The organism is Bacillus sp. N6 (assembly GCF_052805735.1).
Genome location: NZ_CM127843.1, coordinates 3,514,981 through 3,530,940 on the forward strand (window position 1 = coordinate 3,514,981; position 15,960 = coordinate 3,530,940).

Annotated in this window: 11 protein-coding genes; 1 reads left to right on the top strand and 10 read right to left on the bottom strand. The window is 35.1% G+C overall.

Features of this window, described 5'->3' with window-relative positions; all coding sequences use genetic code 11:
• Positions 1-66: 66 nt before the first annotated feature.
• The 6 genes from ACUXVC_RS18015 to ACUXVC_RS18040 all read right to left on the bottom strand — a co-directional run bounded on the left by ACUXVC_RS18015 (position 67) and on the right by ACUXVC_RS18040 (position 8,685).
• Positions 67-1,449 (bottom strand): APC family permease, encoded by a 1,383-nt coding sequence (locus tag ACUXVC_RS18015; protein WP_446025802.1) that lies wholly within the window; start codon positions 1,447-1,449, stop codon positions 67-69.
• 497 nt (positions 1,450-1,946) lie between these two features.
• Positions 1,947-2,087 (bottom strand): hypothetical protein, encoded by a 141-nt coding sequence (locus ACUXVC_RS18020; RefSeq protein WP_001116193.1) that lies wholly within the window; start codon positions 2,085-2,087, stop codon positions 1,947-1,949.
• 57 nt (positions 2,088-2,144) lie between these two features.
• Positions 2,145-5,507, bottom strand: coding sequence for a tubulin-like doman-containing protein (locus tag ACUXVC_RS18025; RefSeq protein ID WP_098391452.1), 3,363 nt, complete (start codon positions 5,505-5,507; stop codon positions 2,145-2,147).
• Positions 5,508-5,586: 79 nt separating this feature from the next.
• Positions 5,587-7,683 carry a vWA domain-containing protein gene (locus ACUXVC_RS18030; RefSeq protein WP_446025803.1) on the bottom strand — a complete coding sequence of 699 codons (2,097 nt, stop codon included), beginning with the start codon at positions 7,681-7,683 and terminating at the stop codon, positions 5,587-5,589.
• A 256-nt stretch (positions 7,684-7,939) separates the two neighbouring features.
• Positions 7,940-8,278: a VOC family protein gene (locus tag ACUXVC_RS18035; RefSeq protein WP_071731384.1), complete on the bottom strand. Its 339-nt coding sequence runs from the start codon at positions 8,276-8,278 to the stop codon at positions 7,940-7,942.
• 71 nt (positions 8,279-8,349) lie between these two features.
• Entirely contained in the window at positions 8,350-8,685 is a 336-nt protein-coding gene (locus ACUXVC_RS18040; protein WP_446025804.1) for a hypothetical protein, read from the bottom strand.
• 133 nt (positions 8,686-8,818) lie between these two features.
• On the opposite strand from ACUXVC_RS18040, the gene ACUXVC_RS18045 reads away from it, so the two are divergent.
• Complete coding sequence (locus tag ACUXVC_RS18045) at positions 8,819-9,214, top strand: hypothetical protein (protein WP_053563839.1); 396 nt, start codon at positions 8,819-8,821, stop codon at positions 9,212-9,214.
• 40 nt (positions 9,215-9,254) lie between these two features.
• Here ACUXVC_RS18045 and ACUXVC_RS18050 read toward each other — a convergent pair whose 3' ends face one another.
• The 4 genes from ACUXVC_RS18050 to ACUXVC_RS18065 form a co-directional block, all read right to left on the bottom strand.
• Entirely contained in the window at positions 9,255-9,974 is a 720-nt protein-coding gene (locus ACUXVC_RS18050) for a class I SAM-dependent methyltransferase (protein WP_000828255.1), read from the bottom strand.
• A gap of 114 nt (positions 9,975-10,088) precedes the next feature.
• Positions 10,089-11,795: a peptide ABC transporter substrate-binding protein gene (locus tag ACUXVC_RS18055; RefSeq protein WP_446025805.1), complete on the bottom strand. Its 1,707-nt coding sequence runs from the start codon at positions 11,793-11,795 to the stop codon at positions 10,089-10,091.
• A gap of 307 nt (positions 11,796-12,102) precedes the next feature.
• Positions 12,103-13,806, bottom strand: coding sequence for a peptide ABC transporter substrate-binding protein (locus tag ACUXVC_RS18060; protein ID WP_016080688.1), 1,704 nt, complete (start codon positions 13,804-13,806; stop codon positions 12,103-12,105).
• A 338-nt stretch (positions 13,807-14,144) separates the two neighbouring features.
• Positions 14,145-15,857 carry a peptide ABC transporter substrate-binding protein gene (locus ACUXVC_RS18065; protein ID WP_446025806.1) on the bottom strand — a complete coding sequence of 571 codons (1,713 nt, stop codon included), beginning with the start codon at positions 15,855-15,857 and terminating at the stop codon, positions 14,145-14,147.
• Positions 15,858-15,960: the final 103 nt, after the last annotated feature.

Here is a 15,960-nt window from a genome sequence, read left to right on the forward strand (position 1 = left end):
CGCTACTTGTTCTTATATGAATAAGTAGCGTGTTTTCATTTCCATTACAAGTATTATTTCAATGGACTATACTCTATTTCCATTTCTAACATTACTATGTTTTTTAGCATATACAAAATATATGAAAACGCCTATTATAATCCATGCCACAAAACTAATTAAAGTAAGCTTAGAAAGGTTCAAAGCCAAATATATACAACTTACTATTGAAACGATAGGTAAAAAAGGTACTAGAGGGGCACGGAATGGCCTCTTCATATCAGGATGTGTCTTTCTTAATACAATGACAGCTATAGATACAAACACAAATGCTGTTATCGTTCCCATATTCACTAAATTAGCTAATAAATTCAAATCCACTAATCCCGCTAATAAAGCTGCTAGTATACCTGTAACCCACGTATTAAAAAATGGAGTTTGTAAACCTTTATGGACACTTGAAAGTCTTTTTGGTAACAGTCCATCTCGACTCATCGAATAAGATACACGAACAAATGCAAACATAGCTACTAACAGAACTGTTGTTAGCCCTGCTATCGCTCCCACCGATAACAACCCAGCAATTCTATCTTCTCCTACAGTGCGCAACGCATATGCAACCGGATCAGCAACATTTAATTCCGTAAACGGAACCATTCCAGTTAGCACGAATGAAACACCTACATATAGAACGGTACAAATGAACAAGGAAACAAGTAGCCCAATTGGCACGTTACGTTGTGGACGCTTCACTTCCTCTGCGGCTGTTGCAACTGCATCAAATCCTAAAAAAGCAAAAAATACAGTAGCAGCGCCCCCTACCACACCGTGAAAACCAAACGGTAGAAATGGTTGCCAATTCTCTGGTCTTACATATTGTGTCCCTACAACAATAAATCCTACAATAACAGCCAGTTTAATAATAACCATTATATTATTAATTCGTGCACTTTCTTTTGCACCACGGCTTAATAAAAATGTAACAACTAAAATAATAAGAACTGCTGGTAAATCAATGATTCCACCCTTCCCCATTCCTGGTGCCGAAGCAAAAACCGTAGGAATGTGAATATTAAAACCTAGTAGCAGTGACTGAAAATATGCTGACCAGCCTGCTGCAACCGCAGAAGTCGCTAATAAATACTCCAGCATAACACACCAGCCAACTATAAATGCAAAAATCTCACCTAGTGTCATATATGTATATGAATATACACTTCCCGAAACTGGAACTGTAGATGCAAATTCAGCATAACAGAAAGCTACACATGCACATATAATTGCCGCTAATACAAAAGATAATACAATCGCCGGACCAGCATGTTTCGCTGCTACAATACCAGTTAATACGAAAATACCTGTACCAATAATTGCTCCAATACCTAAAAGAGTTAAATCAATCGCTCCTAAAGTTTGATTCAATACTTTTTTCTTTTCTTCATCCATTGCTTTCTTTATGAAAAGACTCATTCTTTGAAACCTCTTTTTCAAGTTTATCTCTTACTTGTTACATTCTTTATTACTGTTCTATTTTAAAAATAAAAATATACATAGTTCACTTCCCCTATAGACTTAGTAACCCGTCTCAAAAAACAGAAAATTCAATCTCTTTATACCGTATTGAATTTTCAAAATATTAATCATACCAAAAAACCATTAAGAATGCTGATTGAATTTATCATACAATTAATTATATTGTCAATAATAAATCACTCAAAAATAATCGGTTGATTATGTATAAAGTGTTATTTTTATACATAATTATTTTCTTAAAAACATTGTTGTTTTCCACCTTAATATTCATATGCATTTTATTACATTGATTTTCATACAATTTTCATTACATACAATGTAATGAAAATTGTATGTAATGAAAATGAATTATTATTTAAAAATAATAATTCATTTGAGGTTATTTCACCATTTTAATACTAACAAAAAAGTGCAGATTTTCATCTGCACTTTTTTTATTCTTCCACTTCAGCTTCTGCACTACTATTTTCAAGATGCTCCTTCTGAGCTTCCTCTTGCAACTCTGCTGAAATCATCCCATAATAAAGTTCCGGATATAACCCAAATATTTGATATACACTTCCTAAAAACGGCATCAGAATCCCTCTTTTCTAAAGTTGTATTGCCACTTTTAAGGATTCCCTTTTCATTCACTATACATTCGTTTTTGGCGTTTCTTCTTCATCTTGAACACTTAATAAATTTTGCCATTTTTTATACGGAGCGCTATTTGGATCTACATATCCTTTCGCATGCGAGCGATCCCACAATTGTTTAATAAACATTTCTTTCTCTTTCTTTGCAACCATATCAGCACCTGTACCGTAATAGTTCTGGAAATACAACTCGATTTCATCAAGGAATAGTCTTAATAATTCATCTGATGTTTCTTCTAACGTCGGATCATACTTCGCTTCACGGTCATACATTAAAATCATGTCTAAAAGATTGTGGACATGTTCTTTTCTAAGCCATCTTACATCTTGGGCTCCTAATACGAACGGATGTGTATATAAATGTCCACCTTGTATCATCGCCTTTTCTTGCTCTTCTTCAAATCGTGACAAGATGTTTTCATAAATAAACGGATTATGAAGCAATGCTCTGTGTAATTTATAACTTTCGCTTGAAATATTTTTCCCCATCGACTGAATTAAAAAGCTACGTCCTACACCGTTATATTGATACACAAACTGTCCATCAACAGCAACTAAACTAATCCAGCGATACATATATGCGTATAGTAAGGCACGATTACATTTATCATAATCTAATTTTGTTTGAGTCGCATTCAAATCTGGCATAAAGGCTGGTAAGTGCCAATACTTATCTAAATGCGGCGTTAAACTAGATTTTTTACTATTTAATTTGTTTACACGGCGATAATACGATTGGAAATAGTCCCCTTTATCATTCATAAATCCGTTTGAAATATGTCCTGATGATAATTTAGGAAAATCTTGCAGCGATAAGCCATAATGTGCTCGATAACAGATCACTTCAAATGGCGAAAAGGCTTCGTGTACTGTATCTTTTTCTTTAAACATTTCTTGAATCAATTCCTCTTGTAGCTCTTTCTTTAAAGAAGGATGTATACCCCAATATTGTAATTCCCTATGATGAGCAACTTTCGGAATGAATGGACTTGCTAAATGGAACAGGTCTTCAATTTTTTCACGCACGTATTCATCGCGATCACGTTTCTTATAATCTGCTTCTTTTCGCAACGCTTCAATAATATTCAATTCTAATTTATCACGATAGCGTACTTGCAGTTCGTCATAACAATAGCTCAGTATATGTTCGCGATAGAAATCCTCTACCTTTTTCGACTGAATCTCTTCTGTTTTCGCATCACGACAATATTCCCCATACAAACTCATATAAATTTCCGCTGATATATCTTTCGGTAGTACCCCTAAATTTAAATGTTGCTGCATATCTTGCCATATCTTTTCTTGCAGCTGTTCCTCTGCTAATACATAAACATTCGTCGGGTTTGTTTTCCCTTCAAATTCCTTACTGCGCTTTTGGATTTCAAACAATAAATTTTCACGTGTTTCATGTAAATTATCAAAAAATCTTTCCCAATATTGAATCATTTTATTAACTGCCTGATATAGCGATTGATATACAAGTTCTAATAGCATTTCTTTTCGATATTCATTTAATTTGTGTACATATTGCGTTACGATGTCTTCAAATTCTCTTTTGAATAAACGTTGCTGATTATTAATCATTTTTCCGAACCAGCCTTGTTGTTGAGCAATTTCTACTCGGCGTACAGCCGTTACCGTGCCATCGATATTACCTACATTAAATTTTTTATCGTAGTTTTGAATTACATTACGCTTTTGTTCATTATTTTCATGTAATCGATTCATTTTTTCTACTAACTGTTTTCGAATTTCATATAACATAAAACGTGCTGCTACTGGGTGAACTGGATCTGTTTTCTTTAAAAACCATGTATTTAATTGATAGGACTGCCCTTCAGAACCACTTGGTGAAAAGCGGTCTGATTCAATCATGTCATATAAAAGTGTCGTTACATGTTCATGTACACGGCTCGGAATCGCATATGCATATAAGCGAACCGCGTGATCCACTCTTGCTACTTCACCTTTCATTTGTTCCATCATTTTCAGTTTCGCAGCTGAAATTTTACACTCATGTTGCAGACGATTTAATTCCTCATCTTTTTGCACCGTGCGTTGTACATAACTTTCTACAGCTTCTAAAAACAGTTTTGATTTCGCAACTCCGAGCTTACCACCCTCTGCTCCTTCACGTGTTTCATTGTACATTTGTCTATAGAAAATATGAGCTTGCTCTGGACGGGTAGCAAGATGTTCCAAGTCCTCTAAATAACTTTTACCTCTCTCCGGCTTTTCGCGCTGCATCCCACGTTTTACATCTTGGTCATATCTTTGCTTCTTCTCTTGAAACAGTTGATCTAAATGAAGCCACGATTCATCTAAACCTTGCACAGCCCATTTTAAAGCACAATATTTTAACACATGCTCATACGGATAAATGAGTTTTGCCGTTCCTGCCCCGCAATATCGTCCTTTTCCGCTTGATTCTGCTAATTGCTGAATTTGATTGTCTTCTTGTGCAAAATGACTTGTGGACATCGGGCTAAATAACTGTAAATAAATTGTATTTGCCATCTGTTCCATATAATCTGATAAATTGTGTAAATGGTGTCCATGTAGGTTTTCATAATCGTATAAGAAACAATAATTGTACGGTAAATGATGTTGTTTAATTGTATGATTTGTTCTTCCGTCTTCATCTACTTGATCAGGGCGATACTCTAATTCAATTGTTACACCGCCGCGTTTTGATAATTCTCCAGTAGAACCGAGTGTAATAGCATGTAATTCTTTTAACGATGCATAGCCGTTCGCTTGCACCGTTTCAAACTCTTTCGCACTAACTGTTCTCGTCTTTACTAAAACATCCGGCATTAAAAACGCACCGCGTATTAAAATGTTATGATGCTGCAATTTCTTCCGAAGCATTTCACGTAAATATAATGCAATTTGCAGAAACATCCCCGAACCTGTTCCGCCTGCTAGTGATGTTACTATAATGACACGCACACCATATTCCGTTTGATCACTTGTAACCGGAAAAATTTTCTCAATTTCTTGCCAAAAGGACGTTAATTTATCTTCTTTCATCGCAGCACGTAACGCTAAACGTGAAATGACGCGTAACTGTCCTGCTCCTTCTGTTAATGGCTTATCAAGTATAGTCGGATCCATCGGAAACCACTCTGGGATCGTTGGATCTCCCGCAATATACTCCCTAGGCGTTTTACTAGAACTTGTTTGTGTCTTAAACTTTCGAATATGATCAAATTTACTTAATGTATTCACATCTGTATCAAATACGTGCATTGCTACCTTTTTCCGGCGCTCTTCAGGCAATTTTTCATATATTTGATGCGTCACAGTACTACCGATTCCACCTAAACCAATTAATATTGTTGGAACTTGTAATGTCATGTGAACCACCTTCCTATTCTTGCTTGTTTGAAAAAAGGGAAAGAGAATCAATACTCCATCCCCTTCTTTTCCCTATCTACTATTCACATTCGTACTTGTAAATCTCCTTACCATATCCTCTATCAATTAGTAAAAGTTCATTTGGATATAGTGTCTTATGTTCCATTCCTACTTCATCCTCTGTTATAAACATCCCATCAATAATCATTCCAACTACTTGTGATTCTTTCGCTACAAAGACAGATTTCGAACCTTTCTTCGCTATAAACGTAACGGATTGCACTGTTTTTCTTTCTGCTCTAAATGGGATACCAAAATAATGGTTCCACCATTTATTTCGAAGTAATTCTGGTTCAGATTGATATAGCCAATCTTTCGCTACCTCTTGATCCCATTCATAATACAGTAGTGCTTTCCGGTGAAATCTTGGCCGAACAATCCATCCTAAAACAATGATTCCTACTACTAGTAGTAATAAAGTGATAGGAATGACAAACTTAAAAATAAGCGCATATTTTTCATAAAACGGAGCATCTTGAATATGGAATCTTATGTTTTTCTTTACTTCTTGTAATTTTGAATCCTGCATTACGATGGTAGCTTCTACGGTGCCAGTATCTGTAAAATTAAATGTGTCGGAGTAATAGGGACGAGGATAAACATAGATCTGATTTCCATGTTGCTTTATTTCATAATTGATTGATTGTTTAGATGTGATACCAGTAGATTTTAATAGTTTTTTTACAGCTTCTTCTGTCATCGGCTTACCATCTAACTGTGGCTGCAAAACAAATGGTTTACTATTCTCTAAATTTGTCACTTTTTCTTCATAATCTTTTGTAACAGTTTGAAGTGATAATTTTGGTTTCTCAGCTGTTTCAATTTTAAATTCTTTCGTCTGTCTATAAAACCCCTTTATATTCATATGAACTTTCCCGCGTACTAACCCTTTACCAAGCTTAGTTTCGTAATAAAACACATGCCTCTTATCGTCCCACTTCATCGGATATTGTTTTCCGTCTATTTCTACTTCTGCCTGAAAGTAAGAAGACTGAACTGGCAACTCCGTAGGCTTTGCTTCAATAACAGCAGTAACACCTTCGTACATTTCCTCTACATTTTTTTGACTACTATCATCTTTGTCATAAGTAGAAACCGTATAATTAAGCGCTGGTTCAACTAGTACTTGTAGTCCTTCTTTCTCAATGTCCTGGTCCACTTCTATCGTATAAGTTCCTGGTTTAATAACTTCCTGATTTTCCGTACTTATATGAACTATATTTCCGAACAATTTTGCTTCTCCTGGTGCATGTATGGAAAAAGAAGATTGTAATTGTAATGGTTTAGAAATTTGTGTGACCTGATAATCGGGCAGAGAAGGCGATTGTCGTACAAGCGTCATACGCTTTAATGGAAACGGTGTTGTAATCTCTACTCTTTTCCCCACTACTTTCGTTTTTACAATCGATTCAACAGAGGAGAATGGATCACGATTTGCAACTAATGCTGCCACTTGATTTACACTTTTTACAATGCCATCTTCTCCGCTTGACGGCATAGTAACACCATTTATCTCTTTCTTCCATATTTCTTTGAACGTGTTTAATTGTTCTTTTTCTTGTTGTCCTAAATCTTCTTCCATCGTAATTAAGACTGGGTGTAACGATATCTTTTTTGCATCCATTTCTTTCTTAAACTGGGCTAATTTCTGCAAAATTTGTTCTTTTCCGCCAACCTTATCTTTCTCTAAATCATTAAATGCCCCGTCAGTTAATACAATAAGCCAAAATTCACGTTTTCCATCTATATCTGCTTCCTTTTTTATAGATTGCATCGCCGTTTCTACCGCGCTAAATGGAGTATTTAAATACGTTTTCCACGCTCCAATCCCCTCAATTTCTGTTTGCCTTTTATCCTTCGTTAACGAAATGTTTAATGGATCATTCGGCTTACTCATTGGAACGTAAGAAAATTTATCTTTTTCATCTAATAGCGCAACTAAACTTTGCAAAGCATAATTGGCATATTTCCAGCGATCGTTATTTCTCATGCTGCCCGAATCGTCATATACAAGTGAAACGACCCTTTCCTTTGCCTCCTCTCCTTTTGCAAAAGCTGATAAAGGTAAACATATAAATAGAAACAACATGAACGTGGCACAAATTCGGATTTTCATGATGAGGCTTCGCCACCTTTGTAGACAAATTCCTATGTTTAAATCTATGAGAGGAAACAAGATATATGACTTGTATTTTAGGACAACTAACCCACCATAACTTTATTATGTAAACAGATTATACACTTGGTAATATTCCTTCTAGCATTCTCTATCCAATTATATAAGTAAAAAAGCCTGTTTAAGCTCCACGCTTAAAACAGACTTTTCCTACTTTTTATTTTAAAAACACATAACAAAAAGTTTGATTTTTAACTTAACACATCACTTCTATTGTAAATCCACCAGGTGCTTCAACGTAAAACGTATACGCATGGACATGCTTGGGAGGCTCCACCAAAAATCCATCTTCCTTCAATCTTTGATTTATCTTATCTACTTGTTCTTCACTTTCTTGTGGAAATCCTACATGAAATGTTTTTGGATACTGAACTTCTTTTCCTTTCATTAAAGTTAGTATAAATCCATCATTATCACGCATAACTGCAAAGGCATTCCCCCTTGTTCCACTACAAATTAAACCAAAATACCTCTCTAAAAACGCTCTAGATGCTGTTACATCTGTAACTGTTAAATTAAGATGTTTAATTCCCAATCCCCCACCTCATTTCTCAATTTTCTAACATTTTATCATACAAATAAAAAACACGCTTTTCACAGCGTGTTTCATTGCTTTACATACACTTCAACAATCGGATTCTCTTTATTATCCGCATGCAAGCGTATATTCGCTTCACTTGTATTATAAATACTAGCTAATAACATTATCGTTAACACATTAGGTATCTTCGCATCACTTCCATATTTTCTCTCAAGCCCTTCCTTATATTCAAAATCTAAATCCCCCTGCACATATGTATACACTTCAAAACCATCTTCTAAATTGCAAACTACTGTATCAATAATATCTGCCCCTACTTGCTTCTTCATTTCCTCTCGCAACACTTCAATAAATTCTTCCCACGGTACTTCGTATGTCTGAAACTGATCTGTAGATTTCATGCCTTTTCCTCCTTATATATCCTCTTCTTATATTTCCCCTTTCCTATAAAATTATGATAGATAGGACATTCGTACAAGCCGCACTTGTCCCCCTTACATATCGTATTACTGTAATGCGGAAGGAGGAAAGAACATGCATAGACAAAAATGTTATGATACATGCCGACGTTATTTCGGAAAAGTTGTTCGGATTGAAGACCGTGATGGCCGTATACATTTAGGTAAAATAATTGATTTGACACAAAACTCTGTATGGATCGAACCGGTGCAACAGCGCTCATCTTTTGATTCAGGATTCGGATACTATGATGCTTATGCAAACGGTGGTTGTGACCTTTGCGGCGGCCTTAGCAGATGTGATAGTTGCGGATTCGGATGCGGTGGTGGATTCAGCAGTTGCGGATGTGGTGGCCGTGGTTGCGGTAGTTGTGGTGGCGGCGGCTGGGGTGGCGGCGGTTGTGGCTGGGGTGTTGAACTCGGATTTGGTTTCATCTTCGGAATTACATTAGCTGCATTATTTTTCATTTAACATAGTAAAGAGTTGACTACCTTTAGCCAACTCTTTCTCTTTATTTTTCACATATAAAAATACGATGCCCTAAAATGTGTTGGTACATAAGCCGTACATTTTCATGCTGTACCCACGCCTCATATAACTCATTCGGAATATGTGAGGATACATTCCACTCTGGCTCTTCTACATAGCCAGAGATTGTTTCTGCAATCGTGCCACCGCCAGCAATTGTAATTCTTTTAAAATTTGCTTTCTGAAATAATTGTACCCACTCATTCTCAGTTAATAGTTCTTTCATGCCATATAATTGGGCGATTTTTTCTTCCTCACCCTTATCAATGTGCCTATCAATAATCATTTCAATGACAACAAGCTTACCGTCCTGCTGTAATACACGGTAACACTCCGAGATAACCCTTTCTTTCTCTGTAAAAGCGATGATTGATTCTCCAAGTACGAACTCAAATGAGTTATTCAAACAAGGTAATTGCTCTACACTTCCTTCAATTAATTGTATATCTAACCCTTCAAACAACCATCTATCTTTTGCCTTTTGAATCATAATTTCATTCTTTTCAACAGTTGTTACTTTATAACCAAATTCCCTTGTCATATATGCCGCTGTTTTTCCCGTACCGCAACCTATTTCAAGGACATTCGCTCCATATTTAAAAGGCAGTTGTGCTAACAATTGTTTTGTTAACGTAAAACCACCAGGATGAGCACTTCCTATTCCGTAATAAGCTAGGAAATCGATGTATGTGTTTCGCTTCATAGGACTCTCCTTCAAGTTTTCTATAATACATATATTCATCCTCAAAAAAATAGTGCACAGAAAAAAAGCATTTTCAAGTGCAATGTTACAACTTGAAAACGCTTTTTTCTTTTACTATTTCTCTTCTACATACGCCCATTTGAAACTATATTCCGGACTAATATTATGTTTTACAATTCCCTTTACATTTGGTTTCATAACATACGATCTACCACTTTGATATAAAGGTACGAGCGCTACATCTTCTTCAAGTAACAGTTTTTCTGCTTTCCCTAGCTCTGTCCAACGTTTTTTTGCATCAGCCATCCATTCCGTCTTACTTTTATTAATAATGTCATCATATTTTGAATTTGAATAGCTCATCTGATTCTGTGAATTTTTCGTTTCAAACATATCAAGATATGTCATTGGATCCGCATAATCTGGATTCCAGCCGCCATATGAGAAATCATAATCTTGGTCTGATTCTAATTTTAGTTTTTGCTTAAATGGTTGCAGTTTAATATTTACTGTTACACCCTTTAAATTCTTTTCAATTTGATCTTTTACATACTCCCCAACCTTTTTCGCATTACCAGTATCATAATTTAATAGCTCTATTGTCACTTGATCTTTTCCAAGTTCTTTTTTCGCAGCTTCCCAGGCTGCTGCTGCCTTTTTAGAGTCTTGTTTTAAACCATTTTTAAACGTTTCTGCGAAATCTTTACCATCTGGTCCAGCTGCTAAACCTTTTGGTACTAAATAATCCACTGGTTTTGAACCATCATTTAAAATGACATTCGTTAAAGCTTTCTTATCGATTGATAATGCAATTGCTTCACGTAATTTTTTACTCTTTAACGGTGTATCTTGCCCACCACGTTTTTGATTTAGACGCAAGTAAAACGTACTTGTTTCTGAATATGCACCAAACTCTTCTTTATTATTTCTATACTTATCAACAAATTCACCTGATAAAAGTGTAAAATCAATCGCACCTGTATCATATAAATTTACTCTTGTAGCTGGTTCTTTTACTACACTATAGTTGATTTCTTCTAGTTTTACAGTCTTTTTATCCCAATACTGATCATTTCTCTTTAATTTCCAACCTTGTTCATGCTTCCAATCAGTAAGTACAAACGGTCCATTATAAACTGTCGTATCAGACTCTAAACCGTATTTATCTCCTTTTTCTTTTACGAACTTTTCATTTAATGGATAGTATGACGCGAATGCCATTAAATTTAAGAAATATGGTACTGGTCTCTCTAGTTCAACTTCCAGCGTATAATCATCTACCGCTTTTACACCTAATGTAGAAACTTCTGCTTTCCCTTGATTTATTGCCTCTGCATTTTTAAGATAGTAAGCAATAAACGCATACTCAGCAGCTGTTTTTGGATCTACTAGACGTTGCCATGCAAATACGAAATCTTTCGCTGTTACAGGATCACCGTTTGACCATTTTGCATCTTTTCGTAATTTGAATGTATATTTTTTGCCATCCTCGCTTTTCGTACTAGATTCTGCCGCCGCTGGAATTGGCTTGTTATCTTTATCTAGACGATATAACCCTTCCATCGTGTTTCCTAAAATTTGAGAACCTAACGTATCTGTATTTTTAGAAGTATCCATAGTCGGAATTTCATTCGTTTCTGTACGATTCATTACTTGCTGTGCTGCATATTTAATATCGGATTTTTTCTCTTCCCCGCCACTATTAGACGTCGTAGTCGTTTTCTTCTCCCCACCAGAAGATCCAGAACATGCTGTTAACGCCACACTCATTGCTAAAACTGGTGCTACAACCGCCGTGAACTTTTTCATCTTTTTCTTCATTCTTGTACCCTCCCCAATTATATGTACGAAATTAACTTTGAGAGACTTTCTTTTAAAATATATTATTAGAAAATTCTTACTAATTATTATTCTACTATTTTTTCTTGATTTGTAAAGTTTTTTATGAATATTCTAAATAATTAATTTATTATTTTTATAATACCTATCTATTACTACTATACGAATTCTCCCACATCTACTATATGTAAGTACCACTTTTCTTATTCGTCTCTACTTATTTAAATTTAATTAAATAGTAAAAGAGCGTTTTAAAAATAAATAATCTACTTTTAAAACGCTTTTTTTATTATTTTCCTTCCGTTACATAAGCCCACTTAAAGCTATATTCTGGACTAATATTGTGTTTCACAATTCCTTTAACATTCGGTTTCATTACATACGCTCTTCCTGTTTGATATAAAGGAACTAGCCCAGCATCTTCTTCAAGGAATAGTTTTTCAGCTTTTCCTAACGTTTCCCAACGCTTCTTCGCATCACCCATTAATTCATTACCTGCTTTTTCTACCATATCATCATATTTTGCATTTGAGTAACTCATTTGGTTATACGGGCTCTTCGACTCGAACATATCGATAAACGTCATTGGATCCGCGTAGTCTGGACTCCAACCTGCATAAGAGATTTCATAATCTTGTGCAGTCTCTAATTTTAATTTTTGTTTAAACGGCTGAATCTTTGTATTAATCGTTACACCTTTTAAGTTTTTCTCAATTTGATCTTTAACATAATCAGCAATCTTTTTCGCAGTTCCATCATCATAACTTAGTAATTCAATTGTCACTTGATCTTTTCCAAGTTCTTTTTTCGCTGCTTCCCAAGCTGCTGCACCTTTTTTCGGATCATATTTCAAACCATTTTTAAATGTATCTTGGTAATCTTTACCGTCTGGTCCTGTCGCAAGTCCTTTTGGCACCAATTGATCCGTTGCTTTTGATCCATTATTTAAAATTACATTTGCCAATCCTTTTTTATCAACTGATAACGCAATTGCTTCACGAAGCTTTTTGCTCTTTAACGGTGTATCTTGTCCGTTACGCTTTTGATTTAAACGTAAGAAGAATGTACTTGCTTCTGAATACTCACCGTACTCATCTTTGTTCGATTTATATTTATCTACAAATTCTCCTGATAGTAATGTAAAGTCAATTGATCCTGTATCATATAAGTTTACTTTCGTCGCAACTTCTTTTACTACACTATAATTAATTTCTTCTAATTTCACAGTCTTGTTATCCCAATATTTATCATTTTTCTTTAGCTGCCATCCTTGTTCATGTTTCCATGAAGCCATAACAAATGGACCGTTATACACTGTCGTGTCAGCTTCTAAACCGTATTTATCTCCTTTTTCTTTTACGAATTTTTCATTTAGCGGATAGTATGACGGGAATGCTAATAAGTTTAAGAAGTACGGTACTGGTTTCTCTAGTTCTACTTCTAGTGTATAATCGTCTACCGCTTTTGCTCCTAATTCTGTTACAGGTTTTTCACCTTTATTAATCGCCTCTGCATTTTTAATATAGTAGGCAATAAACGCATATTCTGCCGCTGTATTTTTATCAAGTAAGCGCTGCCATGCAAATACAAAATCTTTCGCTGTTACTGGATCACCATTCGACCATTTTGCGTCTTTACGCAGTTTAAATGTATATTTTTTGCCATCCTCGCTTTTCGTACTAGATTCTGCCGCAGCCGGGATTGGCTTATTATCTTTATCAAGACGATATAATCCTTCCATCGTGTTTCCTAAAATTTGTGCCCCTAACGTATCAGTAGACTTAGAAGTATCCATTGTCGGAATTTCTTGATTCTCTGTACGATTTAACACTTGCTTCGCTGCATATTTAATATCAGACTTTTTATCTTCCCCACCACTAGACGTCGTAGTCGTTTTCTTCTCCCCACCTGATCCAGAACATGCTGTTAACGCCATACTCATTGCTAATACCGGCGCTACAACCGCCGTGAACTTTTTCATCTTTTTCTTCATTTTTGTACCCTCCCCAATTATATGTACGAAACTAAATTTGAGTAATTTCCTAATAACTAGTTATCAGAAAATTCTTATTAATTAATATTCTACTATTTTTTCTAGTTTTGTAAAGTTATTTTTAAAATATTCTAAAAATTATTTTTTCATAATAGAAACCTTATATCCATTGTTTTTTTACATTTAATCTCATAATAAAAAGCATTCCAAAAGTAAAGAATCTACCTTTGGAATGCTCTATTATTTTATCCTTCTATTGTGGACAGTGAGATTCTCAATGCAAGAATAAGATAAGGAACTTCATATATCCACTTAAAGATAAAACCACTATTTAAAAATTATTTTCCATCTTTTTCAGTCATATATGCCCACTTGAAGCTATACTCTGGGCTAATGTTATGGTGAACGATGCCTTTTGCATTTGGTTTTTGAACATATGCATCACCACGTTGGTATAAAGGTACAAGTGCTACATCTTTCTCAAGAAGTAATTTTTCAGCTTTTCCTAGCTCTTCCCAACGTTTCTTCGCGTCACCCATTAATTCTCCACCAGCTTTTTTAATCATATCATCATACTTAGAATCAGCGAAGCTCATTTGGTTATGAGAATGATTAGACTGGAACATATCTAAGAATGTCATTGGGTCAGCGTAGTCAGGTCCCCAACCAGCAAATGATAAATCATAATCTTGCTCTGTTTCTAATTTTAACTTTTGTTTGAATGGCTGAAGTTTAATATTAACTGTTACACCTTTTAAGTTTTTCTCGATCTGGTCTTTTACATATTCTCCAACTTTTTTCGCATTACCAGTATCATAGTTTAATAGCTCAATTGTAACTTGGTCTTTTCCAAGTTCTTTTTTCGCTTCATTCCATGCAGCTGCTGCTTTTTTCGCATCTGGCTTAATACCATTTTTAAATGTTTCTTGGAAATCTTTACCATCCGGTCCGGTTGCTAATCCTTTTGGTACTAAGAAGTCCGCAGGTTTAGATCCATCATTTAAAATTACATTTGATAGATTTTTCTTATCAATAGAAAGCGCGATTGCTTCACGTAATTTTTGGCTCTTTAACGGTGTATCTTGTCCGCCACGTTTTTGGTTCAGACGTAAGAAGTATGTGCTTACTTGTGAATATGTGCCAAACTCTTCTTTATTATTTCTATACTTATCAACGAATTCACCTGATAGAAGTGCAAAATCAATTGCATTTGTATCATATAAATTTACTCTTGTAGCTACTTCTTTTACTACACTATAGTTAATTTCATCTAGTTTTACAGTCTTTTTATCCCAATATTGGTCGTTTTTCTTTAATTTCCAACCTTGCTCATGCTTCCAATCAGTAAGAACGAACGGTCCGTTATATACTGTTGTATCAGACTCTAAACCATATTTATCTCCTTTTTCCTTCACGAACTTCTCATTTAATGGATAGTACGATGGGAACGCTACTAAGTTTAAGAAGTATGGTACTGCTTGTTCTAACTCAACTTCAAGCGTATAGTCATCTACCGCTTTTACTCCTAGCTCTGCTACAGGTTTTTCACCTTTATTCACCGCTTCCGCATTTTTAATTGGAAATGCAATAAATGCATACTCAGCAGCTGTTTTTGGATCTAATAGGCGTTGCCATGCGTATACGAAATCTTTCGCTGTTACAGGATCACCATTTGACCATTTTGCATCTTTACGTAATTTGAATGTATATTTTTTACCATCCTCACTCTTTGTGCTTGATTCTGCCGCAGCTGGGATTGGTTTGTTATCTTTATCTAATCGATATAAACCTTCCATTGTGTTCCCTAAAATTTGAGAACCTAATACATCTGTATTTTTTGAAGTATCCATCGTTGGAATCTCATTTGTTTCTGTACGATTTAGTACTTGTTTCGCTGCTAATTTTTCTTCTGATTTGCTATCTCCGCCAGAGCTAGAATTTGTGTTTGTCTTCTTATCTCCGCCTGATGTAGAACATGCTGTCAATGCCATACTCATTGCTAAAACTGGTGCTACAACTGCTGTTAATTTTTTGATTTTTTTCTTTTTCACTTTCTGTACCCTCCCTAATTCTTAACGCTCTCATTTAAGAATTTTCTGATAATTCTGTTTTTCTTTATATATTTATCAGAAGATTCTTATTAACTATTATTCT